This is a genomic window from Streptomyces sp. NPDC057002 (assembly GCF_042673825.1).
Classification (GTDB): Bacteria; Actinomycetota; Actinomycetes; order Streptomycetales; family Streptomycetaceae; genus Streptomyces.
Genome location: NZ_JBHURZ010000001.1, coordinates 613,340 through 639,312, shown reverse-complemented (window position 1 = coordinate 639,312; position 25,973 = coordinate 613,340). Strand labels below are relative to the sequence as shown.

Sequence of the window (25,973 nt, the reverse complement as noted above, 5' to 3'; positions counted from 1 at the left end):
CGGTGCGGTGCGGGGGTGGCGGGGATGTGCGGTCAGTCCTCCAGACCGGCGGCCAGCTCCTCCCACTCCTCGGGAAGGAACTCGCCGGGCAGGACTTCAGGCCGTGGCCCGATGGGCGAGACCGGCTCCCCGCTCCCGGCCGCCAGCGCGGTCAGTGCCCGGAACCACTCCTCCGCGACCCCTCGTACGGCGCTCTCGTCGAGCGGCCCGTCCGCCCAGGACCAGGTGGCCTCCAGATACGGGCCCTCCTCCGTGTCCCGGACGACCGCGTTGAGGTCCAGGGCGTGCGCCGTGCCGAGCCCGGGGTCCATGCCGCTGCCGATCGCGGACGACTCCGGGGCGAGGGACCAGGGACGGCCGTCGTCGTGCGTCGCGGTGCCGAACCGGCCGAGGTAGTTGAAGCCGATGCGGGGCGCGGGGAAGGCGGCCAGCTCCCCTCCCGCCCGCGCGTCGAGGTGGCGCAGCAGGCCGAAGCCGAGCCCGTGGTCCGGGAGTTCGCCCAGCCGCTCCCTGACGTGACGCACGGCCCGGCCCGGCGCCTGCGCGTCGGTGAGGTCGAGGCGCAGCGGGTAGAGGGAGGTGAACCAGCCGACCGTACGGGACAGGTCGACGCCGTCGGTGAACTCCTCACGGCCGTGGCCTTCGACATCGAGCAGCACCTCCGGTGTGCCCCGCCAGGCGGCGACCGCGAGTCCCAGACCGGCCAGCAGCAGTTCGTGCGGCCCGGCACCGTGGCGGGACGGCGCGGTCCCGAGCAGGGGAGCGGTGTGCTCGGGCGGCAGGGTCAGGGTGAGGGAGCGGACGGTGGCGGCCGTGTCGCGGGCGGGGTCGAGCGGGCGGGAGCCGATCGACGGATTCGGCCCGTCGAGAATCCGTCGCCACAGCGGGAGTTCGGCGGTGCGGGACGCCGCGTTCTCCACCAGCAGCCGCGTCCAGCGGCCGAACGACGTGCCGGCCGACGGCAGTTCCACGCCGCGCCAGGCCGCTGCGAGGTCGGGGACGAGGATCCGCCAGGACACGCCGTCCACCGCGAGGTGATGGATGGTCAGGAGCAGTCGTCCGGACCGTTCCCGTCCGGCGTCGAACCAGACCGCCCGCACCATGGCCCCGGCGCCCGGGTCCAGCAGGCCGTTCGCGCGCTCCGACTCCTCCGCGACGGCCGCACGCGGGTCCGCTCCCGCCACATCCCGGCGGCGCAGCACGTCGCCGGCCCGGACCGCGCCCGTCGGGCGGACGGTCAGGGAGAGTTCGCCGCCTTCGTCCACCAGGCGGGAGCGCAGCATGGGGTGGTGGTCGAGCAGCCTCTGCAGAGCGCTGGTCAGGCGGGGCAGGTCCGCGTCGGCGGGCACCGTCAGCAGGACGGACTGGCTGAGCCGGTCGTAGGACCCGCCGCGCTCCACCAGCCACCGCATCACCGGCCCGAGCGGGATTCGCCCCTGGTCTTCCTCGTCCGTGTCCGGAGCCGCACCGACCGGGCCCCGGGCGACGGCGGCCAGCCCTGCCACCGTCTGCCGTTCGAAGATGTCCCTCGGGCTGAGCACCACCCCGGCCTCCCGGGCCCGGCTGACCAGCCGGATGGAGGCGATGCTGTCCCCGCAGAGGTCGAAGAAGCTCTGGTCCGTGCCGACCCGTGGCAGTCGCAGCAGCTCGCAGAACAGGTCCGCGAGCACCTTCTCGGCAGGGGTGGCCGGGGCCTTCACGGACTCGGCGGCGACCGTCCCGGGGGCGGGCAGGGCACGGCGGTCCAGCTTGCCGTTCGGGGTGAGGGGCAGCGCGTCCAGCACCACGACCGCCGTCGGCACCATGTGGTCCGGCAGGCTCACGCCCGCGTGGCGGCGCAGCTCCGCCGGGTCGGGCGCGGCGCCCTCGGCCGGGACCGTGTAGCCGACCAGGCGGCGCACACCCGGCTCTTCCTCACGGACCAGCACCGCCGCCTGCCGCACCGCCGGGTGGGCGGCGAGCACGGCCTCGATCTCGCCCGGCTCGATACGGAAGCCCCGGATCTTCACCTGATCGTCCGAGCGGCCCAGGTACTCCAGCGGCCTGCCGGCGGGCCATCGCACCAGGTCCCCGGTCCGGTACATGCGCGTACCCCGTCCGCCGAACGGGTCGGCGACGAACCGGCCCGCCGTCAGCCCCGCCCGCTCCAGATAACCGCGCGCCAGTCCGGGCCCGGCGAGGTACAGCTCACCCGTCACACCCGGCGGCACCGGCCGCAGCGCGCCGTCCAGGACGTACGCCCGGGTCCCCGCCACCGGCACGCCGATCGGCGGTGCCCCGCCCGGGACGAGCGGAGTGTGGACCGTGGCGCAGATCGTCGACTCCGTCGGCCCGTACGCGTTGGCCATCAGCCGTCCAGGCGCCCACCGCGCCACCAGCTCCGCCGAGCACGCCTCACCGCCGACCACCAGGGTCCGCAGCTCCGGGAACGCGCCGGGCTCCAGTGTCGCCAGCGCCGCCGGGGGGATCAGCGCGTGCGTCACCCGCCCCTCGCGCAGCGCCTGCGCCAGCGTCGCCCCGACCAGCGTCCCGGGTCCGGGCACCACCAGGGCGGCACCCGAGCCGAACGCCATCAGCAGCTCCATCACCGACGCGTCGAACCCGGGCGAGGAGAACTGCAGCACCCGCGCGTCCGGCCCGAGCGCGAACCGCTCCACCTGGGTACGGCTCAGCGCGACCAGGCCCCGGTTCGTGACCACCACGCCCTTCGGGGTGCCGGTCGAGCCCGACGTGTAGATGACGTACGCCGCCTGGTCGGGGTGGTACGAGGCGGGCAGCTCGCCCGGCGCACCGTCCAGGCGCGTGTCCGTCAGCACCAACGCCGGCCGGGCGTCGCCCAGCATAAAGTCGACGCGTTCGGCGGGCAGTTCGGGGTCGACCGGCAGGAACGCGGCCCCCGCGAACGCCACCGCCAGCACCGCCTCCACCCGGTCCGCCGAGCGAGGCAGCACGACGGCCACGACGTCCCCGGGCCGCACACCCCGGCCGGCCAGCACCTCGGCCAGCCGCTCGGCGCGGTCCGCGAGCTCCGCGTACGACAGGGTTCGGTCCGGGCCGACGAGCGCCGGGGCCCCGGGCGCTTCGGCGGCCTGACGCCGGAACAGCTCGGCGAGCGGGAGAACCGGCGGTTCGTCGGAGACGGGCGTGCGCTCCGACACCGCGCGGCGCTCGTCCTCGTCCAGCAGGTCCACCTCGCCGATGCGCCGGTCCGGGTCGGCGGCCACGGCGGCCAGGAACCGCGCCAGCCGCCGGGCGAGCCGCCGCGCGGTCTCCGGCTCGAACAGGTCGGCGCTGTACTCGGCGACACCGTCGACACCCGCCGGGCCGCCGTCCGCGTCGCGGTGCTCGGTGAGATAGAAGGTCAGGTCGAACCGGGAGGTCCCGGTGTCCACCGGCTCGGGCGCCACCCGCAGCCCCGGCAGCGCGAGGTCGGGCAGGGCGGCGGCGCCGGTGAAGGCCAGCATGACCTGGAAGAGCGGATGCCGTCCGAGTGAGCGCTCCGGGCTGAGCGCGTCGACCAGGCTCTCGAACGGCAGCTCCTGATGTGCGTACGCGGACAGGTCGAAGTCCCTTACCCGGTCCAGGAGTTCACGGAACGTCGGATTGCCCGAGGTGTCCGTGCGCAGGGCGAGGCTGTTGACGAAGAAGCCGACCAGCTCCTCCAGCCGTGCCTCGTCACGGCCCGCTACGGGAGTGCCGAGGGTGATGTCGGTTCCCGAGCCCATCCGGGTCAGCAGGGCGGCCAGCCCCGCCTGGACCACCATGAACAGCGTGGCGCGCGAGCCGTTCGCCAACTCGGCCAGCCGGGCGTGCAGTTCGGCGTCGATCCGGACATCGGCCCGGCCGCCCCGGTCGGTCGGCGCCGCGATCCGCTGCCGGTCGGCGGGCAGAGCCAGTTCCTCCGGAGCACCGGCCAGCGCGTCCCGCCAGAACTCCAGATGACGGCTCATCAGGCTGTCCGCGTCCTCCGGGTCGCCGAGCAGCGCGTGCTGCCAGGACGCGAAGTCGGCGTACCGCACGGGCAGCGGCGCCCACTGCGGGGCCGTACCGGCGAGCCGGGCCGCGTAGGCCGTGCCCAGGTCCCGCAGCAGCGGGCGCAGCGACGCACCGTCGACCGCGATGTGGTGCGCGAGCAGCAACAGGACGTGCTCGTCGGCGCCCAGCCGGTAGAGGGTGGCGCGCAGCGGCAGTTCACGCCCCGGATCGAACCGGTGCCCGGCGGCGGCCCGCAGCAGTCCGGGCAGGTCCTCACCGGCGGCCGGTACGACGTCCAGCCCGGGCCGGGCGGCCTCGGCGTCCAGGACCAGCTGGTACGGCGTGCCCCGCTCGTCCGGGTAGCGGGTGCGCAGCGTCTCGTGCCGGGCGGCGACGTCGGCCAGTGCCTCCCGCAGCGCGTCGGCGTCCAGGGCGCCGTGCAGCCGCAGCGCGAACGGGAGCGTGTAGGTCGACGTGCCGTTGCCGAGGCGGCTCATGAACCACAGACGCCGCTGCGCGTACGACAGCGGGATCCGGTCGGGGCGCGGCAGCGGGCGCAGTTCGGGCCGGGGCGTGCCGTCCTCGCGCAGGCGTCCGGCCAGCGCGGCCGGGGTCGGGGCCTCGAAGAGCGCCCGTACCGGCAGGCTCGCCTTCAGCGCCGTACGGATACGGTCCGCGAGCCGCATCGCCAGCAGGGAGTCGCCGCCCAGCGCGAAGAAGCCGTCGTCCCGGCCGACCGCGCGGTCCAGGCCCAGGACGTCCGCGAAGACACCGCACAGGATCTCCTCCTGCGGGGTGCGCGGGGCGCCACCGGCCGCCTCGGCCGCGAGCCCGGGATCGGGCAGGGCACGGCGGTCGAGCTTGCCGTTGGGCGTCAGCGGCAGCCGGTCCAGGGAGACGACGGCGGAGGGCACCAGGTACGCGGGCAGCGTCCGGGCCAGCTCCCGGCGCAGTCCGTCAGGGTCGGGGCCTTCGCCGGTGACATAGGCGAGCAGACGGCCGTCCCGGACCAGCACGGCGGCGGCCGTGACGGACGGCTGCCGGGTCAGCGCGGCCTCGATCTCGCCCGGCTCGATGCGGTAGCCGCGCAGTTTCACCTGATCGTCGGTACGGCCCAGGTAGTCGAGCAGACCGTCGGGACGGAGCCGGACCAGGTCGCCGGTGCGGTACATGCGCTCCCCGGGCCCGCCGAACGGATCGGCGACGAACCGCTCGGCGGTCGGCCCGGGCCGGTCCGCGTAGCCCCGGGCCAGCCCTGCGCCCGCGAGGTACAGCTCACCCGGGGTGCCCGGCGGCACCGGCCGCAGCACCGCGTCCAGCACATACGCCCGGACGTTGGGCAGGGGCCGGCCGATGGGAGGCCGGGCGTGCCCCGCACCGTCCTCCGCGATCCACGCCGTCGCGTACACGGTCGCCTCGGTCGGGCCGTACGCGTTGGCCACCAGGGCACCCGGTGCCGCCGCCCGCACCCGCTCCACCAGCGCACCGGGAAGCGCCTCGCCCGCCAGGACCACGGTGCCCGTACCGGCAGGCAGCCGCCCGTCGCCCACGACCGCCGAGACGGCGGACGGCACCGCGCTCACCAGGCTCACCGTGCCGTCGTGTTCGGCCAGCGCGAGGGCGTCCCGGACGATCTCGACCCGGCCCCCGCACACGAGCGGGGCGAACAGCTCGAAGACCGACACGTCGAACGAGAACGCCGTGGAGACGGCCACCGCCGCCAGCCGCTCGGGCCCGAACGCGGTCACGGCCCAGTCGAGGAGGTTGACCACGCCCGCGTGCGGGACGACCACGCCCTTCGGCCGCCCGGTCGAGCCGGAGGTGTAGATGAGGTAGGCCGCCCGGTCCGCCGAGCCGGACTCGGCGGGCGGCTCACCCGACTCCCTCGTCGCCGCGCGCAGGTCCACGCGCGGCAGCGAACCGGGGAGTTCCACACCCGGCCCGCTCAGCACGCACACCGGCCGGGCGTCGTCGAGGACGTACGCGATCCGGTCCGCCGGATGCGCCGGGTCCACCGGCAGATAGGCGCCACCCGCTCGCCACACGGCCAGCAGCGCGATCACCGCGTCCGCCGAACGCGGCACGGCCACCGCGACCACCCGCTCCGGCCCCACACCCCGCTCCCGCAGCACGGCCGCGACCCGGCCGGCCCGCTCCCACAACTCGGCGTAGGTCAGCGTCACTTCGCCGCAGGTCACGGCGACCGCTCCGGGCGTACGGCGGACCTGGCCGGCGATCAGCCCCGCCACCGTCGACGCCTCGACCGGCCGGCGCTCACCGCACGCCGCCGCCAGCAGCCGCTCCCGCTCGCCCGGCAGCAGTGCCTCCACGGCGGCCACGCGCCGCCCGGGCTCCTCGACGAGCTGCTCCAGCACCCGGGTGAAACGGGCGAGGAGCAGCCGGGCCGCCTCCTCGTCGTACAGGTCGGGCCGGTACGACAGCCGCAGTGCGATGCGCGGGCCCGGCAGCAGCGCCAGGGCGAGGGGATAGTGGGTCGCGTCGCGGCCGGAGACGGACGTGACGGCGGAGGTCCGCCCGGTGGGGGCCGCCGGGTAGTTCTCGACGGCCAGCAGCGTGTCGAACAGGTCCGAGCCGCCGGTCGCCCGCTGGATGTCCGCCAGGCCCAAGTGCTGGTGCGGCAGCAGCGCGGCCTGCCGTTCCTGCAGCCCGGTCAGCAGCCCGGCCACGGTGCCGCCTTCGTCCCAGGCCACCCGCACCGGCACGGTGTTGATGCACAGGCCCACCACGCCCGCGGCGGCGGGCAGTTCCGGGGGGCGGACGCTGACGGTCTGCCCGAACAGCACGTCACGGCGTCCGGTCAGCCTGCCGATCAGCAGCCCCCAGGCGGACTGCGCGAGCGTGTTGACGGTCACGCCGAGCGTGCGGGCGGCGGTCTCGGCCGCGCCGGACAGCTCCGGGGACAGTTCGACGACGAGTTCGTCCGGCTGGGTCCGGTGCCGCGGCGGAGTGGCGGTGGCGGTTGCGGTCACCGGGGCGAGCCGGGTCGGCTCGGGCCGGCCCGGAACCCGGGGCTCGCCTGAAACCTCGTTCCCGCCCGTGAGCGCCTTCCGCCAAGCCGTCTCCGCCGCCGTACGGTCCTGTCGCCCCAGCCACTCCATGTAGGCGCGGTAGGGAGCGGCGGCCGGCAGGGCCGTCGGGTGGGTTCCGTCGAGCAGGGCCGTCAGCTCCTGCACCAGCAGGTGCTTGGACCAGCCGTCCAGCAGGATGTGATGGTTGGTGACCACCAGACGGAGCCGGTCCGCCGACCAGCGCACCAGCAGCCAGCGCAACAACGGCGGCCGGTCGAGGTCGAAGCGCCGGTCCCGCTCCTCGTCCAGCAGCCGCTGCCACTCCTTGTCCCGCCCGGCCTCGGCCAGGCCGGACAGGTCGGCCTCCGCCCAGGGCAGCGCCACGTCCGCCGGGATCACCTGGAGCGGTCGGCCGCTCTCGCGGCGGCGGAAGCAGGCACGCAGGCTGGGGTGCCGGTCGAGCAGCGCCTGACCGGCCGCGCGCACCGCCGCCGGGTCGGTACGGCCGTCCAGGTCGAGGACCTGCTGGGCGGCGTACACGTCGGGCGCCTCGGTGTCGTCGAGGGCCGCGTGGAAGAGCAGTCCCTCCTGCAGCGGCGACAGGGGCAAGATGTCGGACAGTCCGGACCGCGTCACCGCGTCTACCTCCACTCGCTTGCGAACTCGGCCTCGAGTTCGTCGATCTCTTCCTGGGACAGCGACACCAGCGGCAGGTCGGACGGCGTGTGGCCGCCCGCGTCCTGCCGGGTGGCGGGTGCGGCGAGCGCCTCGGCCGCCCGGCACCACAGGTCGGCCAGCTCACGCACGTCCCGCTCGTCCCACACGCCCGGCGCCCAGGACCAGGTGGACCCGAGCACCGGCCCCCGGGCCAGCACGGTCACCTCCAGACCGTGGGGGACCGGCGCGGCGGGATCCCGGGCGGCGCCCAGCAGGCCCAGCGGGCCGAGCGCCGGGTGCGGCACGAGCCCGAACGCGGGTGTCTCCTCGCCGGGGGTGCCGAGCCGCCCCAGGTAGTTGAAGCCGACCTGGGGTGTGGGCAGGTCGGCCAAGGCCGCCCGGGTGCCGGGGTTGAGGTGGCGCAGCAGGCCGTGTCCGATGCCCCGGTCGGGCAGCGCCCGCACCTGCTCCTTGACCTGCTTGAGCGCCTGCCCCGTCCCGGCGCCGCCGCGCAGCGCCTCGTCGGCGTCCTGGCCGGCGAGGTCGAGCCGGTGCGGGGCGACACTGGTGAACCAGCCGACCGTACGGGCCGGATCGGCGCCCTCGCTGAGCTCCTCACGCCCGTGCCGCTCCACGTCCACGAGCAGGCCCGGTACGCCGTCCCGACCGGCCCGCCAGCACGCGAAGGCCAGGGCGAGAGCGGTGAGGAGGACCTCCTCGGCACCGGTGTTGAAGTGCGCGGGCACGGCGGTGAGCAGATCGCCCGCGGGCACCTCACGGCTGAGGTGCCGAATGCCGCCCACGGTGTCGCGGCTCGGGTCGAGCGGTGCCACGCCCGGCAAGGACGGACTTCCGCCGAGCATGTCACGCCACCGCTCCGCCTCGGCGGCCCGGCGCGGCTCGGCGGACTCCCGCCGCAGCAGCCGCGCCCAGCCGCGGAAGGACATCGCCACCGGCGCGAACCGGGGCTCCCCTTCCGCCTTCCAGGCGTCGGCCAGATCCGCCGCCAGAATCCGCCAGGACACGCCGTCCACGGCCAGATGATGGACCGTGAGCAGCAGACGGCCCTCCGTCTCCGCGCCCGCGTCGAACCACACGGCACGCACCAGTTCGCCACGCGCCGGGTTCAACAGCCCCGGCTGCGCCCGCACATGCTCGCCGATCAGGGACTCGGCGGCGGCGGGTGCCAGATTGGTGATGTCCGCTCGCTCCAGCGCCAGCTTCGCGGAGCCCGGCGGCGGGATCTCCGCGAACCAGTCGCCCGCACTCTCCGTGAGCCGCAGGCGCAGTGCGTCGTGGTGGTCGAGCAGGGCGAGCAGGGCCGCGGCCAGCCGCCTCTCGTCCGCCCCGGCCGGGGTGCGCAGCAGCACGGTCTGGCTGAACGGGCCGATCGGACCGCCGCGTTCGCGCAGCCGGTGCATCGCGGGCGTGAGCGGCACCTCACCGAAACCGTCACCGGGGTCGGACGGTGCCTGGAGGGCGTCCGTGCCGGAGGCCACGGCCGCGAGTCCGGCCGCGGTCTGCTGCTCGAAGACGTCCCGGGGCGTGATCCGCAGCCCGGCCGCCAGCGCCCTGCTGACCAGCTGGATGGAGAGGATGCTGTCCCCGCCCAGCCGGAAGAAGCCCTCGTCCGGCCCGACCCGGTCGAGCCCGAGCACCTCGGCGACGAGCCGGCAGAGCACCTCCTCCCGCTCACCGGACGGGGCCCGCCCGGCGGTGGTGCGCTCCGGTGCCACGGCGGGGGCGGGCAGGGCGTCGCGGTCCAGCTTGCCGTTCGGCGTCAGCGGCAGCGTGTCCAGGAGGAGCAGCGCCTGCGGCACCATGTGCGCCGGGAGCAGCCGCGCGGCATGCGCCCGTATGTCCTCGGGGCCGGGCCTTCGGCCGTCCGCCGGGACCAGGTAGCCGGCCAGCAGGGGGCCCGTCGGCCCGTCGTGCACGCCCACCACGGCCTGCCCGACGTCCGGATGCCCGGCCAGCACGGCCTCGATCTCACCGGGTTCGATCCGCAGCCCGCGGATCTTCAGCTGCCGGTCCGCCCGGCCGCGCAGTTGCAGCACGCCGTCACGGCGGCGCACCGCCCGGTCACCGGTGCGGTACATGCGCGCCCCGGGCTCGCCGAACAGCGTGCCGTACGGGTCCGCGACGAACCGTTCGGCGGTCAGCCCCGGCCGCCCGAGGTACCCGCGGGTGACCTGCGCGCCCGCCACATACAGCTCCCCGGGCACTCCCGGCGGCACCGGCCGCAGCCGCTCGTCCAGGACATAGGCGCGGGTGTTCCACATCGGGCGGCCGATCGGCACCGGCCCGGACGGCACCCGCTCACCCGGTTCGAACCGCAGATCCGTACAGCCCACGGTCAGCTCGGTCGGCCCGTAGTGGTTGAACAGCCGTACGCCCGGATGCCGGTCCCGCCAGTCGCGCACCGCCTCGCCGACCAGGGCCTCGCCGCCGAGCATCAACTCCTCGCCGGGGGAGACGTCGTACGGCAGTCCGGGCAGCAGCGTCAGATGGCTCGGGGTCGCCTTGAGGAACGTGTAGCCGCCGGGCAGCGGTGCGGCGCCCGCCTCGTGCAGCTCCGCGATGTGCACCGTGCCGCCCGCGGCGAGGGCACCGTGCAGCACGGTCACCGTCGCGTCGAACGACATGGTCGCGTGCAGCAGTGTCCGGCCCCGCAGGCCCGGATACGCCTCGACGCAGCGCAGGACGTAGTTGGTGAGGTTGCGGTGTTCGACCACCACGCCCTTGGGCCGGCCGGTGGTGCCCGAGGTGAAGATGACGTACGCCGCGTCGGACCCCGAGACCGGGACCGGCTCGGTGCCGCCGCCCGCCATGTCCAGGGCGCCGAGGTCCAGCACCGGGCAGCCCGGGTCGGCGGGCAGCCGGTCGTCTGCCGCGCCCGTGGTGAGCAGCAGGCCGGGCGCGGCGTCGGTGAGCAGGCGGGCGGTGCGCTCGGCCGGATGGCCGGGGTCCAGGGGCAGGTAGGCCGCGCCCGCCGTGAGCACGCCGAGCACGGCGACCGCGATGTCCACGGAACGCGGCAGGGCGAAGGCCACGATCCCGCCCCGCCCGACCCCGTGGTCCCGCAGCACGCACGCCAGCCGGTCGGCCCGCTCCTTGAGTTCGCCGTACGTCAGTTCCACGCGGCCGTCCGCAACGGCCGGTGCCTGCGGCGTCTCAGTGGCGCGGGCGGCGAACAGCTCGTGGAAGGCGATGTCCGGCACGGGCCGGGCGGTGTCGTTGCAGGTGACGAGCAGCCGGTGGCGCTCGGCCGCGTCCAGGACCTCCAGCGCGGAGAGCGGCGCGTCCGGGTTCTCGGCGGCCGCGGCCAGGAGGCGAGCCAGCCGGTCGGCCAGCTCCCGCGCGGCCTCGGGCTCGAAGAGGTCCGCGCTGTACTGGAGGACACCCTCGATACCGGCCGGAGCGCCGTCGCCGGCGGTGCGTTCGGCGACGTTCAGCGACAGGTCGACCTTGGTGGCACCGCTGCCGACCGTCAGTTCCGCCGCGCGCAGGCCCGGCAGGTCCCACGGGGTGCCGCCGGGCGGCCGCAGGGTGAGCATCACCTGGAACAGCGGATGCCGGGCGAGCGAGCGGGGCGGGTTCAGCGCCTCCACCAGACGTTCGAACGGCAGGTCCTGGTGGGCGTAGGCGGCCAGGGCGCTGCCGCGCACCCGCTCCAGCAGGGTGCGGAAGTCCGGGTCGCCCGAGGTGTCCGTGCGCAGGACCAGGGTGTTGACGAAGAAGCCGACCAGGTCGTCGAGTGCCTCGTCGGAGCGGCCGGCGACCGGAGTGCCTACGGGGATGTCGGTGCCCGCGCCGAGCCGGGTCAGCAGGGCCGCGAGACCGGCCTGCAGCACCATGAAGACGGTGCCGCCGTGCCGCGCCGCCAGGACGCGCAGCCGCTGGTGGAGCGCGGCGGGCAGCGCGAAGGGGATGTCCCCGCCCAGGTGAGTCGGGCGTGCCGGGCGCTTGTGGTCGGCGGGGAGCGGCAGTTCGTCCGGGAGCCCTGCCAACGCCTCGCGCCAGAAGACGAGTTGGCGGGCGAGCAGGCTGTCCGTGTCGGCCGGGTCGCCGAGCAGGTGCCGGTGCCAGGACGCGTAGTCCGCGTAGCTCACCGGCAGCGGGGTCCACGCCGGCACGTCGCCTGAGGCGCGGGCCCGGTAGGCGGCTGACAGATCCCGGACGAGGGGCCGCAGCGACCAGCCGTCCGCCGCGATGTGGTGCAGCACGAGCAGCAGCACATGGTCCTCGGGGCCGAGGACGAACACGCAGGCCCGCAGCGGCAGTTCCGACGCAAGGTCGAAGCCCCGACCCGCCTCACGCGCCAGGGCACCCGGCAGTTCGGCCTCGGTGATCTCCTCGACGACCGGCTGCGGCGTCTGCTCCGCAAGACGCCGGTGCGGTACACCGGCCACGTCCGGATAGACCGTCCGCAGGCTCTCGTGACGCCCGACGAGATCCCCCAGCGCCGCCCGCAGGGCCTCCGTGTCCAGCGGGCCGCCGGTGAACCGTACGGCCAGCGGGATGTTGTAGGCGGCTCCGGCGCCCTCCAGGCGGTGCAGGAACCAGAGGCGTTGCTGCGCGACGGAGAGCCGGTCGTCCGCCGTCGCCTTGGGGATTCCGGGCTTCACGTCGCTCCGGGAGTGTCCGGGCTCGGTGTCGGCCACCAGCGCTGCGAGCGCCGCCGGGGTCCGTGCCCCGAAGACCTCGCGCACCCCGACCTCCGCGCCGAACACCGCGCGCAGCCGGGCCACCAGCCGCATCGCCAGCAGCGAATCGCCGCCCAGATCGAAGAAGTCGTCCTCGGGCCCGGCGGCCGGCAGCCCCAGCACTTCGGCGTACAGCCCGCAGACCACCTCCTCCCGCGGTGTGGCGGGGCCGCGGGAAGAAGTGGCCTGGGGCAGACCACGGGCCGGTTCGGGCAGCGCCGCCCGGTCCAGCTTGCCGTTGGCCGTCAGCGGCAGCCGGTCCAGCACCACGACCGCCGACGGCACCAGGTACTCGGGCAGCTCACCGGCCAGCCGCTCCCGAAGCGCCGGGCCGTCGAGAAGCACACCGGAGGCCGGCACCGCGTACCCGACCAGGCGACGGTCTCCCGGCCGGTCCTCGCGTACCACCACGGCCGCCTGCCCGACCCCGGGCAGAGCGGTGAGCCGTGCCTCGGTCTCGCCGGGTTCGACCCGGAAGCCGCGCAGTTTGACCTGGCCGTCGGCCCGGCCGTGGAACTCCAGCTCTCCTCCGCCGGTGATCCGGGCCCGGTCTCCCGTCCGGTACATCCGCGCACCCGGCTCGCCCGACGGGTCGGCGACGAACCGCTCCGCCGTCAGGTCCGGGCGGCCCAGATAGCCCCGGGCGACACCGGGTCCCGCCACGTACAGCTCGCCCACCGCGCCTCGGGGGACGGGCCGCAGCGCCGCGTCCAGCAGCAGCACCCGCATACCGTCCAGGGGACGGCCGATGGGCAGCGCGTCGGGGACGGCCCCGGCCGCGTCGAAGGCCCGCGCGGAGGTGAACGTCGTCGTCTCGGTGGGGCCGTAGCCGTCCACCACGACCAGCCCCGGGCAGGCCTCCAGCACCCTGCGCACGGCCGCCGCCGGAACCACGTCACCGCCCGTCCACACCTGCCGCAGCCCGGCGAAACACCCCGGATCCTCCTGCGCGGCGAGCCGGAACAGCCCCGCGGTCAGCCACAGCGCGGTCAGCCCGTGTTCGGCGCTCAGCCGGGCGACGGCCGCCGCGTCCACGTCCCCCTCCGGGGCGACGACCACGCTGCCGCCGCGCAGCAGCGGCACCCACAGCTCGAAGCTGGACGCGTCGAACGCCACCGGCGAGTGCGCCAGCACCCTCTCGTGCGCCGCCCCGTCGAACCGCCGGTCCGCCGCGAGCGCCGTCAGATCCCGGTGCGTCACCGCGACGCCCTTGGGCTCGCCCGTCGACCCCGAGGTGTACATCACGCACGCCAGCCCGTCCGGCCGCAGGGGCACGTCCCCGCGCTCGGCGGACGGAGATACGGCGAGGTCGTCCACCACCAGCACCCGCCCCGTGTGCACCGTCCGCGCCCGCTCGGCCAGCGAGGCGTCGGTCAGCAGCACGGACGCACCCGTGTGCGCCAGGATCCGGCGGAGCCGGGCGTCGGGGGCACGCGGATCGAGCGGCACATACGCGCCGCCCCCCGACAGCACACCCAGCAGCGCGGCGATCAGATCGGGGGAGCGCCTCATCAGCACGGCGACCCGCTCCTCCGGGCCGGGCCCGACCGCCTCCGCCAACAGCTCTGCCCTTTGGTCCAGTTGGCGGTAGGTGAGGTCGAACTCGCCCGTCACGGCGACCGCGTCCGGCCGCTCGGCGACCCGGGCGGCGAAGACGGCGGGAACCGTCTCGGGGTCGCCCGACAGCAGTCCGGCGGTCGCGGGATCGCCCACCAGCAGCCCGGCGTCCTCCTCGCCCGGGAGCAGTACGTCCAGCCGGCCGAGCGGAGTGTCCGGCCCGGCTGCCGCGAAGTGCTCCAGGAACGACATGAACCGCCGGTGCAGGACGTCGAGTTCGCCCTCCGGGTACCGGCCGCGCGCGGCGTCGAGGTCGACGCGCAGGCCGTGGCGGTCGGAGCGGTCGTAGACGTTGACGGCGAGGTCCTCGACCGGGCCGGTGGACAGGTTGTGCCGGGTGGTCGGACAGCCGTCGAAGCGCAGTTCCGGCCCGAACGCCATGATGTTGACCACCGGCCCGAAGAAGCGGTGGGCCGTCCCGGACCAGTCCAGCTCGCGGCGCAGCTCCTCGCCCCGGTACCGCTGGTGCGCCAGCAGGTCCCGGGTGGCCCGGGCCGTCTCGCGGACCAGCTCCGCGACCGTGGCGTCGGGCCGTACGGCCAGCCGCAGCGGGAGCACGTTGGAGGCCATGCCCGGGGTGGCCAGGGCGGCCTCGGACCGCCGCGCGGTGACGGCCAGCCCCAGCACCACCTCGCGCGCTCCGGTCAGCCGGTGCAGGAATCCCGCCACGGCGGCGACGACGACCCGGGACCAGCGCGTCCCGCCGTGCTCGGCGCAGGCGTGCACGGCCTCTCCGGCCGCGGTCGACAGGTGCGCCGTACGACGCCGGAATCCGCCGTCCACGCGAGGCGGCACCGGCGACAGTCCCACCGGCTCGGGCGCGTCCGCCATCACCTCGGCCCAGTGGGCGCGGTCGGCCGCGTACCGCTCCGAGGCACGATAGGCGGCGTCCTCCGCCACCAGCGCGGCCACCGGGGACGACGGCGGAACCGCGGCGTCGGTGTAGGCCTCGGCCACCCGCGCGGCCACCAGCGAGCAGCTGAAGCCGTCGATCGCGATGTGGTGGTAGCACTGGTACCAGACGGAGTGGTCCGGGGCGAGCCGCAGCAGCGCGTACCGGAACAGCGGACCGGCGGCCGGGTCGAACGGGACGGCGAAGTCGGCCGCCATCCACGCCCGCGCCGCATCGAGCGGGTCCGCCTCCGCCGACAGGTCCACCACCGGCATCGACCACTCGGGCCGCCCGTCGACCAGCTGCGCCACGTCCTGCCCGGCGGCGACGAAACGGCTGCGCAGCGCCTCGGTCGCGTCCACGGCGGCGCCGATCGCCGCCCGCAGCCGCCCGGCGTCGACCGGCCCGTGGATCTCCGTGTACTCACCCACGTTGTACGCGGCACCGGCGGCGTCCGCCTGCTCCCCGAACCACATCGCCCGCTGCGCGGCCGAGGCTCCGAGGCGTACGTCCACCTGCTCCTGACCGGCCGTCATCTCACACTCCACTCGGGGTCGGCACCTGCCCCAGCGCGCGGCGGACGAGCTCGGCCGTGTCGTCGGCCGTACTGCCGGGGCCCCACGGGACACGGAGCCACGGTTCGGCCGGGGTCAGGGAAACGTCGTGGGAGAGGCGGGCCCGGCCGCCGCCCGTGATGTTCAGCAGGACGAGCTCGTCGCGGCCCACCCGGCCCGTGCTGGCCGCCTCGGCGAGGGCGGCAAGGGCGACCCCGGCGCCCGGCTCGATGTCGATGCCCTCGGTCTGCCCGAACAGCGCCATCGCCGCCAGCGCGGCCTCGTTGTCCGCCTCCAGCACCTCGCCACCGCTCTCACGGAGCACGTCCCGCACCCCGCCGCGCACCGCGAACGGAGGGCGGCAGTTGGTCAGTTCGGGAGCGACCACGTCCACGGCCCGGCCGGGCGCCGGGCCCGTACCGCCGCGCCAGGCGTGCGACAGCGGCGCGTACGGCGTGTTCTGGCACATCAGGACCCGGGGGACCCGGGAGGAGGGGGAACCGTCCGCGTCGCCGCACAGCCGGAGTGCCGCCTCGTGCGCCGCGATCGCGCCCGCGCCGCTCCCGACCGCCTGGACATACACCTCCGGCAGCCGCCCCAGGGTCTGGGCGGCGGCGAGCATGACGGTGCCGAGCCCGTCCCGCCGGCCGACGTTGCGGCAGCCGCCCTCGGGATGATGCCCGGGGAGCCGCGCGAGCCGGTCGGCGCAGGCGATGGCGTCGTTGTAGGTGGCGGTGCCGTCGAGCACGACCAGGCGGACCCGCGGATCCAGCGGGCCGGGGAAGCGCAGGCGCTCCAGCGCCGAGGCGGGCACCACGATCAGGACGGGCACGCGATGCAGGGTGGCGGCCCAGGCGAACGCGGCGGCGGTGTTGCCCGCCGAGGCGACGACCAGCACGGGCGCCGCCTCGGGCAGCCGGCCCAGCACCGTGTACGCCTCGAGCTCCTTGAACGTGCCGGTCGTCAGGAACGCGCCGCGCTCCGGCCAGTAGCCGCTGAAGGCGACCCAGAGCCGCCGCAGCCCGAGCAGTCGGCCGAGCCGCCCCGCGGGGTGGACCACGGGTCCGCCGACGTCCGGAAAGGTACGCGCGACCGGCAGCAGACCGGCGTGCCGGAACAGTCCGGAATCCGCCGCGTCCGCGCACGGCGCCCGGTATTCCGTGCGCAGAAAAGCCGGTTCGTGCGGGGCCGGGCATTCCAGTATGAGGCCGTCGTCCTCATACCGCGTGCCGCATGCCGCGCAGACGACCGAGTAGTGCCGCTTACCGAGCATGACGTCATTGCTTCAGGGCGGGAAAAACAGCCGGTAGCTACCGCTTGAATGCTCAAGTACGAGGGTGTGGTGACGATGTGGAGAGGCCGAAATCGGCTCCAGGGTAAGAATTCTTACCTGCGCGCCGGATGTCAACCCGTGTTCATCTGCCCTTGGTGGACGTTGTGTTGACGTCGGCAAAGGCTTTCTACGACCCTTCCCGGAGCATCGAGGAAAGAGGCTTCCCAGGCATGCCAGAGAAATTGGCGCCGGAGCGGCGGACGGGAATCGACATTTTGCTTCCCGGGCCCGTTCCTTTCGCGTTTCCCGAGAAAGACGCCGATCCCTCGCAGGCCGGCCGGGATTACCCGATGCCGGACGCGGAAACGCTGCTGGCCGCCTATCGGAAGATGGTCCTCGGGCGCCGATTCGACGAGCAGGCGAACGCGCTCGCCCGGCAGGGGCGGCTCGCGGTCTACCCGTCCTCGCTCGGCCAGGAGGCCTGCCAGGTGGGCGCCGCACTCGTACTGCGTGACGACGACTGGCTCTTCCCGACCTACCGGGACTCCGTGGCGCTGGTGAGCCGGGGCATCGATCCCGTCGGGGTCCTCACCCTGCTGCGCGGCGACTGGCACAGCGGCTACGACCCCGTGGCGCACCGCACCGCCCCCCAGTGCACCCCGCTGGCCACCCACGCCCCGCACGCCGTCGGCCTGGCGCACGCCGAGCGCCTCAAGGGCACCGGCACGGTCGCCCTCGCCCTGCTCGGCGACGGCGCGACCAGCGAGGGCGACTTCCACGAGGCCCTCAACCTCGCCGGAGTCCTGCGCGCACCGGTGGTCTTCCTCGTCCAGAACAACGGCTACGCCATCTCCGTGCCGTTCGCCGCGCAGACGGCGGCCACGAGCCTCGCCCACCGCGGGGTCGGCCACGGCGTACGCGCCGAACAGGTCGACGGAAACGACGCCGCGGCCGTCCTGGCCGTCCTCGCCACCGCGGTCGAGGACGCCCGCAGCGGCGGCGGTCCCTGGCTCGTGGAGGCGCTCACCTACCGGGTGGGCCCGCACACCAGCGCCGACGACCCCAGCCGCTACCGCTCCCCCGAGGAGAGCGAACAGTGGCGGGCCCGCGACCCGATCGCCCGGCTGGAGCGCCGGCTGCGCGCCTCGGGCCTGCTCGACGAGGCCGCCGTCGCCGAGACCGCCGACCGTGCCGAGGCACTGGCCGACGACCTGCGCGCACGCCTGGCCGCGACGCCCGAGGTGGACCCCCGCACCCTCTTCGACCACGTCTTCCGGCACCCCACATCACAACTGACCGACCAGCGAACCGAGGTGGAGGCGGCATGGCGCCCGTGACCATGGCGCAGGCCCTGCGGACCGCCCTGCGGGACGCCCTCGCCGGGGACGACCGCGTGGTGGTGTTCGGCGAGGACGTCGGCCGGCTCGGCGGTGTCTTCCGCGTGACCGACGGGCTGGCCGCCGAGTTCGGCGAACACCGCTGCTTCGACACGCCCGTCTCCGAGTCCGGGATCGTCGGCCTCGCGGTCGGCATGGCGATGGCCGGGTTCCGCCCGGTCGTGGAGATGCAGTTCGACGCCTTCGCCTACCCGGCGTTCGAGCAGATCGCCTCCCACGTGGCCAAGATGCGCAACCGCACACGCGGCGCCCTCCCCCTGCCCCTGGTGATCCGCGTTCCCTACGGCGGCGGGATCGGCGGCGTGGAGCACCACAGCGACTCCAGCGAGGCGTACTACGCGCACACCGCCGGTCTGAAGGTGGCCGCCCCGGCGACCGTCGAGGACGCCTACTCCCTGCTGCGCGAGGCCGTCGAGGACCCCGACCCGGTCGTCTTCCTCGAACCGAAGAAGCACTACTGGACCAAGGCCGACCTCGTCCTCCCGCCGCGCACGGCCGGGTTCGGCTCCGCGGCCGTCCGGCGCCCGGGCACCGACGCCACCCTGGTCGCGTACGGCCCCGCCGTCGCCGTCGCCCTGAACGCGGCACGGGCCGCGAGCGAGCGCGGCTGGGACGTCGAGGTCGTCGACCTGCGCACCCTCACGCCCCTGGACGACGCCACCGTGACGGCCTCGGTGCGCCGCACGGGCAGGTGCCTGGTGGTCCAGGAGGCCCAGGGCTTCGCCTCGGTCGCCTCCGAACTCGCCGCCCGCGTCCAGGAGCGCTGCTTCCCGTCCCTGCGGGCACCCGTGCTGCGCGTCACCGGCTACGACATCCCGTACCCGCCCCCGCTCCTCGAGGACGCCCATCTGCCCGGCCCGGAGCGCGTCCTGAACGCCCTCGCCAGGCTGCTGGGCGACGGTACGGCCGCACCACGCGCCGTCGCACACGGGTCCCCTCGCACACCGGACTCCGGCGAGCGGCTCTTCGCCCTCCCCGACCTCGGCGAAGGCCTGACCGAGGCGGAGCTGCTGGAGTGGCGGGTCGCCGTCGGCGACACGGTGGCCGTGGACCAGGTCGTGGCCGAGGTCGAGACCGCCAAGGCCGCCGTCACCCTGCCGACCCCCTTCGCCGGCACCGTGACCCGAGTGCACTGCGGTGCCGGGGAGACGCTGGCCGTCGGCGCGCCGCTGCTGTCCGTGCTGCCCGGCCCCGCACAGGAGCACGCCGGGACACCGACCGGCTCCGGCGCGGTCCTCACCGGCTACGGCACCCGCCCAGAACCTCCCGAACCCACCGGCCCCGCCGACTCCGAGGTCCCGGCCGGACAGCGCACCCCTCTCGGCCCGGCCGCCCGCAAGTACGAGCGCGCCCACCGCGACACCCCGGCCGTCACCATCTGGCGGGACACCGACGCCACCGGCCTCCCCGCCCGCGACCTGCTCGCCACCCTCGCGGCCCGGTGCGTCACCGGCCTCGCCAAGTACCCGGAGCTCAACGCCCGGATCGACACCGACCGTGCCGAACTCGTCCGACTGCCCCACGTCGACCTGGCCTTCGCAGCCCAGACCGAGCAGGGGCTGCTCACACCGGTGGTGCGCGACGCCCACCTGCTCGCCCCCGACGAACTGGCCGACGAGCTGCGCCGCATGACGACCCTGGCCCGCCACGGTGAGCTCACCGCGGCCCACACCACCGGCGGCACCTTCACCGTCAACAACTACGGACCCCTCCAGGTCGACGGCGCCACACCGCTCCTCAACCACCCGCAGGCCGCGATGCTCGGCATCGGCCGGATCACCGATCGCCCCTGGGCCGTCGACGGCCAGGTGACGGTCCGCAAGGTCGTGCACCTCTCACTGACCTTCGACCACCGGGTCTGCGACGGCGTCACCGCCGCCGCGTTCCTCGCCCATGTGACCGAGGGACCCTAGGCGTCGTCGTCCAGGAAGTGGAACCCGGGCCTGGGATGCATCAGGAAGTCGTGATGCGAGATGTTCCAGGCGTAGGCGCCCGCCAGGGAGAACACCACCCGGTCCCCTGCCCTGAGCTCCGGCGCCGCTACCCGGCGGGCCAGCACGTCCTTCGGAGTGCACAGCTGCCCCGCGAGTGTGACGGGCCCGCTCTTCGCCGCCGGGCGCGGCCAGGGGTGCGGCCAGGTGTCCACGGGCAGCACGGAGCAGGGCTGGTCGTGTCCCTTCGCCGCCGAGGTGCGCAGATGGTGTGTGCCGCCCCGGACGACGGCGAACTCCTCGCCGTGGCTGCGCTTCACGTCCAGCACCTCCGTGACGTACCAGCCGCAGTACGCGGTGAGCGCCCGCCCCGGCTCGATCCGCAGCGTCAGTGCCGGATGCGCCTCGGTGATCCGGGCCAGACCCTCGCCGTACGCGGCCCAGTCGAAGCGGCGCTCCGGGTCGGCGTAGTCGACGCTCATGCCGCCCCCGACGTTCACCTCCGAGATCGGCACACCGAGTCCCGTGGCCCATCCGGCCACCGCCTCCGCGACCCTCAGCAGCTCCGCCGCTTCCAGGCCGCTGGCCAAGTGGGCGTGCACGCCCCGCAGCGCGAGCCGCGGATACGTGCCGTCGGCGAGCGTCCGGATCACGGACTCGGCCCGCGCCGGGTCCAGGCCGAAGGGTGTCGGCCGTCCGCCCATCGCCAGCGAGCTCCCCGCGAGCGAGCCGTCGGGCACCGGCAGGTTGACGCGCGGCAGCACCCCGACAGGCCGCCGGGGCGCGACGCGGCGGGCCAGCTCGGCCAGCACGCGCAGCTCGTGCTCGCTCTCGACATGGAAGCGCTCGACGCCCAGCTCCAGCGCGGCCGTCATCTCGCCCGGAGTCTTGCCCGGCCCGCCGAAGGCCAGTGGCCGGCCCGGCACCGCCTTGGCGACATGGGCGAGTTCACCGCCCGACGCGACCTCGTACCCGTCTACGCAGGGCTCCAGCGCGGCCAGGATCTCCGGCTCCGGGTTGGCCTTGGCCGCGTAGTACAGCTCGACCCGCCCGGGCAGCGCGGCCCGGATCCCGGCGGCGTGTGTGCGCAGAGCCGCCAAGTCGTAGAGGTAGGCGGGCAGTTCCCCAGACGGCAGTGACAGGGCACGGTCGTGCACCGCGGAGGTGGGGCGGGTCATCGCGAGTTCCTCTTCGCCTCGTGCAGCACCTCTTCGCCCAGCGGCGACGGCAGCCGGACGTAGCCGGCCTGGCGATCGGCCTTGCGCTCCCAGCGGGTGAGCAGGTTGGTCTTGGCGGGCAGCGGCACCCCGGCGAGCAGGGCGGCCAGGCGGGGCGGGCAGCCGTGCCGGTCGGCGTAGGCGCGCAGGGTCTCCCGTACGCGTGCCCACAGTGCCGCCTCCGTCTCCGGATGCAGATCGGCGAGCGCCGCGAGCATCTCGGCCACGTGGTTGACGAGCAGGCAGTACACGACCCGGTCCCAGCCGCGCCGCGCGTCGTACGTCATCGGCCCGGCCACCTCCGGCTCCAGCGCGGCCAGCGTCTCCGTGTGCCGCTCGGGCACCAGCTTGGTGCCCTCCAGGTCCCGGAAGAGGACCTGGGCGGGCCGGCCCGCGCCGTCGACGCAGAGCAGCACGTTCTGCAGATGCGGCTCCAGGACCAGGCCGTGGTCGAAGTAGGCGGCGAGGACGGGCGGCAGGAGGAGGTCCAGGTACGCCGACCACCAGTCGAGCGCCGTGGCCGGGTCCGCCCCGGCGAGGAGCCGGGAGACCTGGGCGGCGCTCGTCGGGTACTCGTCGGCGACGGCGGCCGCGAGCAGGGGAGTGGTGCCGGGGGCGAGCCGCCGGGACAGGCCCTCGCGGACGATGACGCCGAAGCCCTCCAGCAGGTTGCGGTCCGGCACGCCGTCGGGCCCGGGCAGGGCGAGGGTGCGGTAGGCGGGTTCGCGGAGCACGGCACCGCCGGGGAAGCGCCCGGCGAGATCGGACAGGGCCGGGCCCAGCGCCCGGGTGAGGGCGACCGCCCCGGTCAGCTCGTAACTGCTGTTCTTGCGCAGACAGTTGGTGATCCGCACGTTCAGGCTGAACTTCAGGAACGTCTCCCCGTCGTACAGCGTGCGCACGGACGCGGTGGCGGCGAAGGGACGGCCGCCCGGCCCCAGATCGAGTACGTCACCGCGGTCCAGGGCGGTGCGCAGCAGCGGATGCTCCCGGAGCGTCTCGTACTGCCAGGGGTGGGCGGGCAGCAGCCGGTAGCCGGCCGGGACGTCCGGGCGCTGCCGGTCCAGGGCGGCGGTGGCCCACGGTTCGGCGCTCTCCTGTGCGATCAGGTGCTCCCGCACGGCGAGGTGCCGCAGCGGGAAGGAGGCGCCCGTCTCGGGGGCGTACGCGGCCCAGGAACGAGGATCGCCCGTGCGGGCCTTGGGCGTGGGATGGAAACGGTGCCCGAAGAGCAGGGACTGCTCGGAGGCGAGGTATGCGGACAGCGGATCGCCCGGAGGCTCCGGCACCTCCGGCAGAGCGGTGAGCGCGCCCTCGACGGCCGCGTGACTGGAGGCGACCTGCGCCAGGAACTCCTCGTTGCGCACACCGGTGCGCAGCGACAGCTCGTCACGCGTGTACTCGGCCAGCCGCCGCCAGTCCACGTCCGCCCAGCCGCCGTCCCGCTCCTCGCGCACCGGGCCGGTGAACCGGTGCGCGCCGAGCAGCGACGTCCGGCGCAGAGCGACACTCAGCAGCACCCCGCGGCGGGGCAGCCGCAGCAGCAGGCTGCCGTCGGCGACGACGGTCTGCCGCTCCGGCCCGGACACCTCGCGCAGCAGACAGTTCAGCAGGGTGTGGGCCACCACGTCGTCGGCGGCGGGCAGGGCGACCGGCGCGGTGGTGCGGCCGGGCGAATCGGTCAGCGAGGGCATGGCAGGCTCCAGCGGTTGCGCGAGTGCGGGGGAGGGGCGGGGCGAGTACGGGCGGCGAGGACGGAACCGGCGGTCCGGTCCCGGGTTCTCATGGCGTACTCCGGGACGTCAGCAGGTAGTTGGGCCCGGTGGTGTAGTGCTTGTTGATGTCGGCGGCGCCCGAACGCTCCTTGCTGAGCAGCGTCCCGGCCGTGACCATCGCCTTCACCGGCAGCTCCGGGGCGTCGAGGACCCGGGCGCGCAGCACGTCCCCCGCCTCGCCGCCGAGCCGCTCCACGGCCTCGGCCAGCCGTCGGCGCACCAGCCGCAGCAGCACAGGCAGCGGGGCGCGGCCGTGCCGGGCCAGCCCGAACGCGTAGGCGCCCGCGCACAGATGGACGGTGATGGTGGCGAAGAGGTCGGCCACCGGCCCGTCCTCCATGCCGAGGATCCGGGGGTCGTCGAAGTCCCACCCGCCGGGGATCCGGGCGAGCAGCCGCCCCGCGTTGACCCGCGGCCCGTCGTTGTCCTTGAACAGCAGCCGGAGACCGCCCGGCCGGAGTACCAGGGAGATGTTCTGCTGGTGCGACTCCAGCGCCACGCCGTACCCGAACAGCGTGGTCTGCCAGTCGAACAGCAGCGTCAGACAGGCGTCGAGCAGGGCGATCGGATCGCCGCCGTAGAAGCGGTCGGCGAGATGGTCGACGACCAGCCGCCCGTCGGGCGCCTCGGCGAGAAGCGCCGCCATCGGCACGACGGCCGAGTCCCCGAGACCGGCCGGGTAGCGGCGGCACAGCACGGCCAGGAGTTCGTGCCCCGCGTGGGCGTAGGTGGTCTCGTCGGCGTGCAGGATCGTGTCCCGGAACCGGGGCTCGCGGGCGACGACCTCTTGGATCAGCCGCTGCCCGACGGCCCCGTCGACGAGTGTGCCGGGCTTGACGGACCGCTTGTTGCGCAGCCCCAACGACGAGGTGGCGAGGGGAAGTTTGAGGTGCAGCGCCGGGTCCGCCGCCGTCGCCACCGTCCGCATGGACAGGGTCGGTACGACGTCGAGACAGCCCTGTTCGGCCAGTACCGCCCGCCTACGCAGACCGGTGGCCCGTAAGGCCGCGTCGAGCGGGGGGCCGACGGTCAGCGGGTGCACCGGCAGGGCGAGGTGCGTGCGCTCCAGCCCGGCCAGACCGAGCCGCGCGGGCGTGGGCCACAGTTCCGGAAGCGTGCCGGTCAACAGGGCCGCCTCCCTGGGCACGGCGAGCCAGCGCAGCCGGAACCGTGGATGGAACTCGGGTGCGTACGATCGCAGTTGCTCTTCGTCCAGCCCTGCCCGGCCGCGTGCCGTCGGGTACACCGGATGGTCCAGACGGGCGGCGAGCGCGTCGAACGCCGTCCCGCCGCCGAGGCCGGTCCAATGCGCCGGCTCGGCACCGTGACGGTCGGTCAGCCGCCCGGCGACGGCATCGCGGGTGTCCGCGTGCAGCCGTAACGTGGCCAGCGTCTGCCGGCACTCCTCTGCGAAGGCGTCGAAGCCGGCCCGGTCCTCGGGCTCGGCGAGCGCGCGCAGCGCGTCCAGCACCTCCTCGTACGACGTCAGCCCGGCGCCGTCCGACGCGCGCAGGAGCAGCGGCAGCCGTGCGGCGTACGCGCACTGGAAGCCGTCCTCGGCGACCGGCAGCAGCAGGGCGTCACGACCGGCGGCGCGCCGCAGCCAGGGTCCGTCCGGCCGGTGGACGAGCGTGCTGCGGGTGCGCAGGCCGACGACGTCCTCGCGCAGCAGGGCGCTCAGCACCCGGGTGAGCAGTTCGGCCGCGCAGGTGTCCGGCACGGGTGGCAGTACGGTCACGCCCGGATCTCCCAGCGGAGGCCGGCCAGGAAGCCGGCGGCCACGCGGTCCACGGTGTCCTGGTCGGTGCCGGTGGCCCGCAGGACGCCGAGGTAGTCGCGGTTGGTGCGGTACAGCTCGTGCCGCTCGCCCACCGCCCGCAGCGGACGGTACGTCAGACACACTCCGTCGACGGTGAGCTCGGTGGCGGCCGGGGCGTCGGTCAGGGTCCCGGCCCGGTCGGCGCACGGGTACTCCAGGACGGCCGCGCGATCGCGGCGGGCACCCGGATCGGCCGGGAGGGGTTCGCCCAGATAGGTGCGGAGGATGTGCTCGAACAGCGGGATGCCGAGGAGCCCTTCCAGCAGCAGATCGCACTGGTCGCCGATGGCCCGGTAGTTGACCTCGATGATCCGTGCCCGCCCCTCGTGCACCACGAACTCCGTGTGACAGGCGCCGAACCCGACGCCGAGCACGTCCAGTTGGGCGAGCACCTGCGCGACGACCGGTTCGGGGTGCGCGGGGACGAAGGTGAGGCGCTGCTCGACGAAGTGCGGCGGCGGCGACAGCGCGGTGCGGAAGCCGCCCAGGACGTGGCGGACCCGGCCGTCGCCCAGGGTCTCCAGCGTGCACAGCTCGCCTGGGAGGAACTCCTCGACGACCAGGGTGGTGCCCGGCCGGCGCTCCAGGATCTCCTTGGCGCGGATCGCCAGGTCCTCGGGGCCGTCGACGAGCAGGACGTCCTCGCTGGCCACGCCCTCACGGGGCTTGACGACACACTGGTAGGGCGCGTCGAGCGGGGCCGCCGGTTCGGTGAGTTCGGCCGACCAGACGGCGTCGACCCCGGCGGCGGCCAGCCGGCGTCGCATCTCCGCCTTGTCCTGGCAGCGCAGCGTGGCCCGCCAGTCCTTGCCGGGCAGGCCGAAGTAGTCGGCGGCCAGGGCGGCCTGGGTCTGGAGATGGTCGCTGTTGGTGAAGACGGCACCGGGGCGACCGTGGGCCGAGATCCGCGACACGACGGCCCGGAAGTCCCGCACGTCACACTCCAGTACCTCGACGTCCGGGCAGGTTCTCCGGTGGGCGTCGGGCTGGTCGGTGAGGACGGTGACGTCCAGGCCCAGCCGGGCGGCGGCGGGGAGGAAGCCCTCGGTGACGGAGTCCGTCGGATTGAGGGCGAGCAGGTACAGGCGCATGGCGGTCTTCCATCGGTGGGTCGGGAGCACGTCCGACGAT

9 protein-coding genes are annotated in these 25,973 nt (G+C 74.8%); 2 read left to right on the top strand and 7 right to left on the bottom strand.

Annotated elements, in window-relative coordinates; all coding sequences use genetic code 11:
* Positions 1 to 32: 32 nt before the first annotated feature.
* The 3 genes from ACFT32_RS02850 to ACFT32_RS02840 are packed head-to-tail and all read right to left on the bottom strand — an operon-like array spanning position 33 to position 16,703.
* Positions 33 to 7,640 (bottom strand): amino acid adenylation domain-containing protein, encoded by a 7,608-nt coding sequence (locus tag ACFT32_RS02850; protein WP_382485047.1) that lies wholly within the window; start codon positions 7,638 to 7,640, stop codon positions 33 to 35.
* A 5-nt stretch (positions 7,641 to 7,645) separates the two neighbouring features.
* On the bottom strand, positions 7,646 to 15,412 hold the full coding sequence (locus ACFT32_RS02845) for an amino acid adenylation domain-containing protein (protein WP_382485045.1): 7,767 nt from the start codon (positions 15,410 to 15,412) through the stop codon (positions 7,646 to 7,648).
* A 1-nt stretch (position 15,413) separates the two neighbouring features.
* On the bottom strand, positions 15,414 to 16,703 hold the full coding sequence (locus tag ACFT32_RS02840) for a cysteate synthase (RefSeq protein WP_382485042.1): 1,290 nt from the start codon (positions 16,701 to 16,703) through the stop codon (positions 15,414 to 15,416).
* A gap of 350 nt (positions 16,704 to 17,053) precedes the next feature.
* Between ACFT32_RS02840 and pdhA the strand changes: the two genes are divergently transcribed.
* Positions 17,054 to 18,040 carry a pyruvate dehydrogenase (acetyl-transferring) E1 component subunit alpha gene (pdhA, locus tag ACFT32_RS02835; RefSeq protein WP_382485040.1) on the top strand — a complete coding sequence of 329 codons (987 nt, stop codon included), beginning with the start codon at positions 17,054 to 17,056 and terminating at the stop codon, positions 18,038 to 18,040.
* Positions 18,028 to 20,013 (top strand): 2-oxo acid dehydrogenase subunit E2, encoded by a 1,986-nt coding sequence (locus ACFT32_RS02830; RefSeq protein WP_382485037.1) that lies wholly within the window; start codon positions 18,028 to 18,030, stop codon positions 20,011 to 20,013. The genes pdhA and ACFT32_RS02830 overlap by 13 nt, the downstream gene beginning before the upstream one ends.
* On the opposite strand, the gene ACFT32_RS02825 is transcribed toward ACFT32_RS02830, so the two are convergent.
* The 4 genes from ACFT32_RS02825 to ACFT32_RS02810 form a co-directional block, all read right to left on the bottom strand.
* Complete coding sequence (locus ACFT32_RS02825; RefSeq protein ID WP_382485034.1) at positions 20,010 to 21,209, bottom strand: type III PLP-dependent enzyme; 1,200 nt, start codon at positions 21,207 to 21,209, stop codon at positions 20,010 to 20,012. The genes ACFT32_RS02830 and ACFT32_RS02825 overlap by 4 nt on opposite strands.
* Entirely contained in the window at positions 21,206 to 22,942 is a 1,737-nt protein-coding gene (locus ACFT32_RS02820; RefSeq protein ID WP_382485032.1) for an IucA/IucC family protein, read from the bottom strand. The genes ACFT32_RS02825 and ACFT32_RS02820 overlap by 4 nt, the downstream gene beginning before the upstream one ends.
* A gap of 88 nt (positions 22,943 to 23,030) precedes the next feature.
* The gene (locus ACFT32_RS02815) at positions 23,031 to 24,761 is read right to left on the bottom strand and encodes an IucA/IucC family protein (RefSeq protein WP_382485029.1); all 1,731 of its coding nucleotides are present in this window, start codon (positions 24,759 to 24,761) and stop codon (positions 23,031 to 23,033) included.
* A complete protein-coding gene (locus ACFT32_RS02810) occupies positions 24,758 to 25,933 on the bottom strand; it encodes an acetyl-CoA carboxylase biotin carboxylase subunit family protein (RefSeq protein WP_382485026.1) in 1,176 nt (391 codons plus the stop codon). The genes ACFT32_RS02815 and ACFT32_RS02810 overlap by 4 nt, the downstream gene beginning before the upstream one ends.
* Positions 25,934 to 25,973 lie beyond the last annotated feature (40 nt).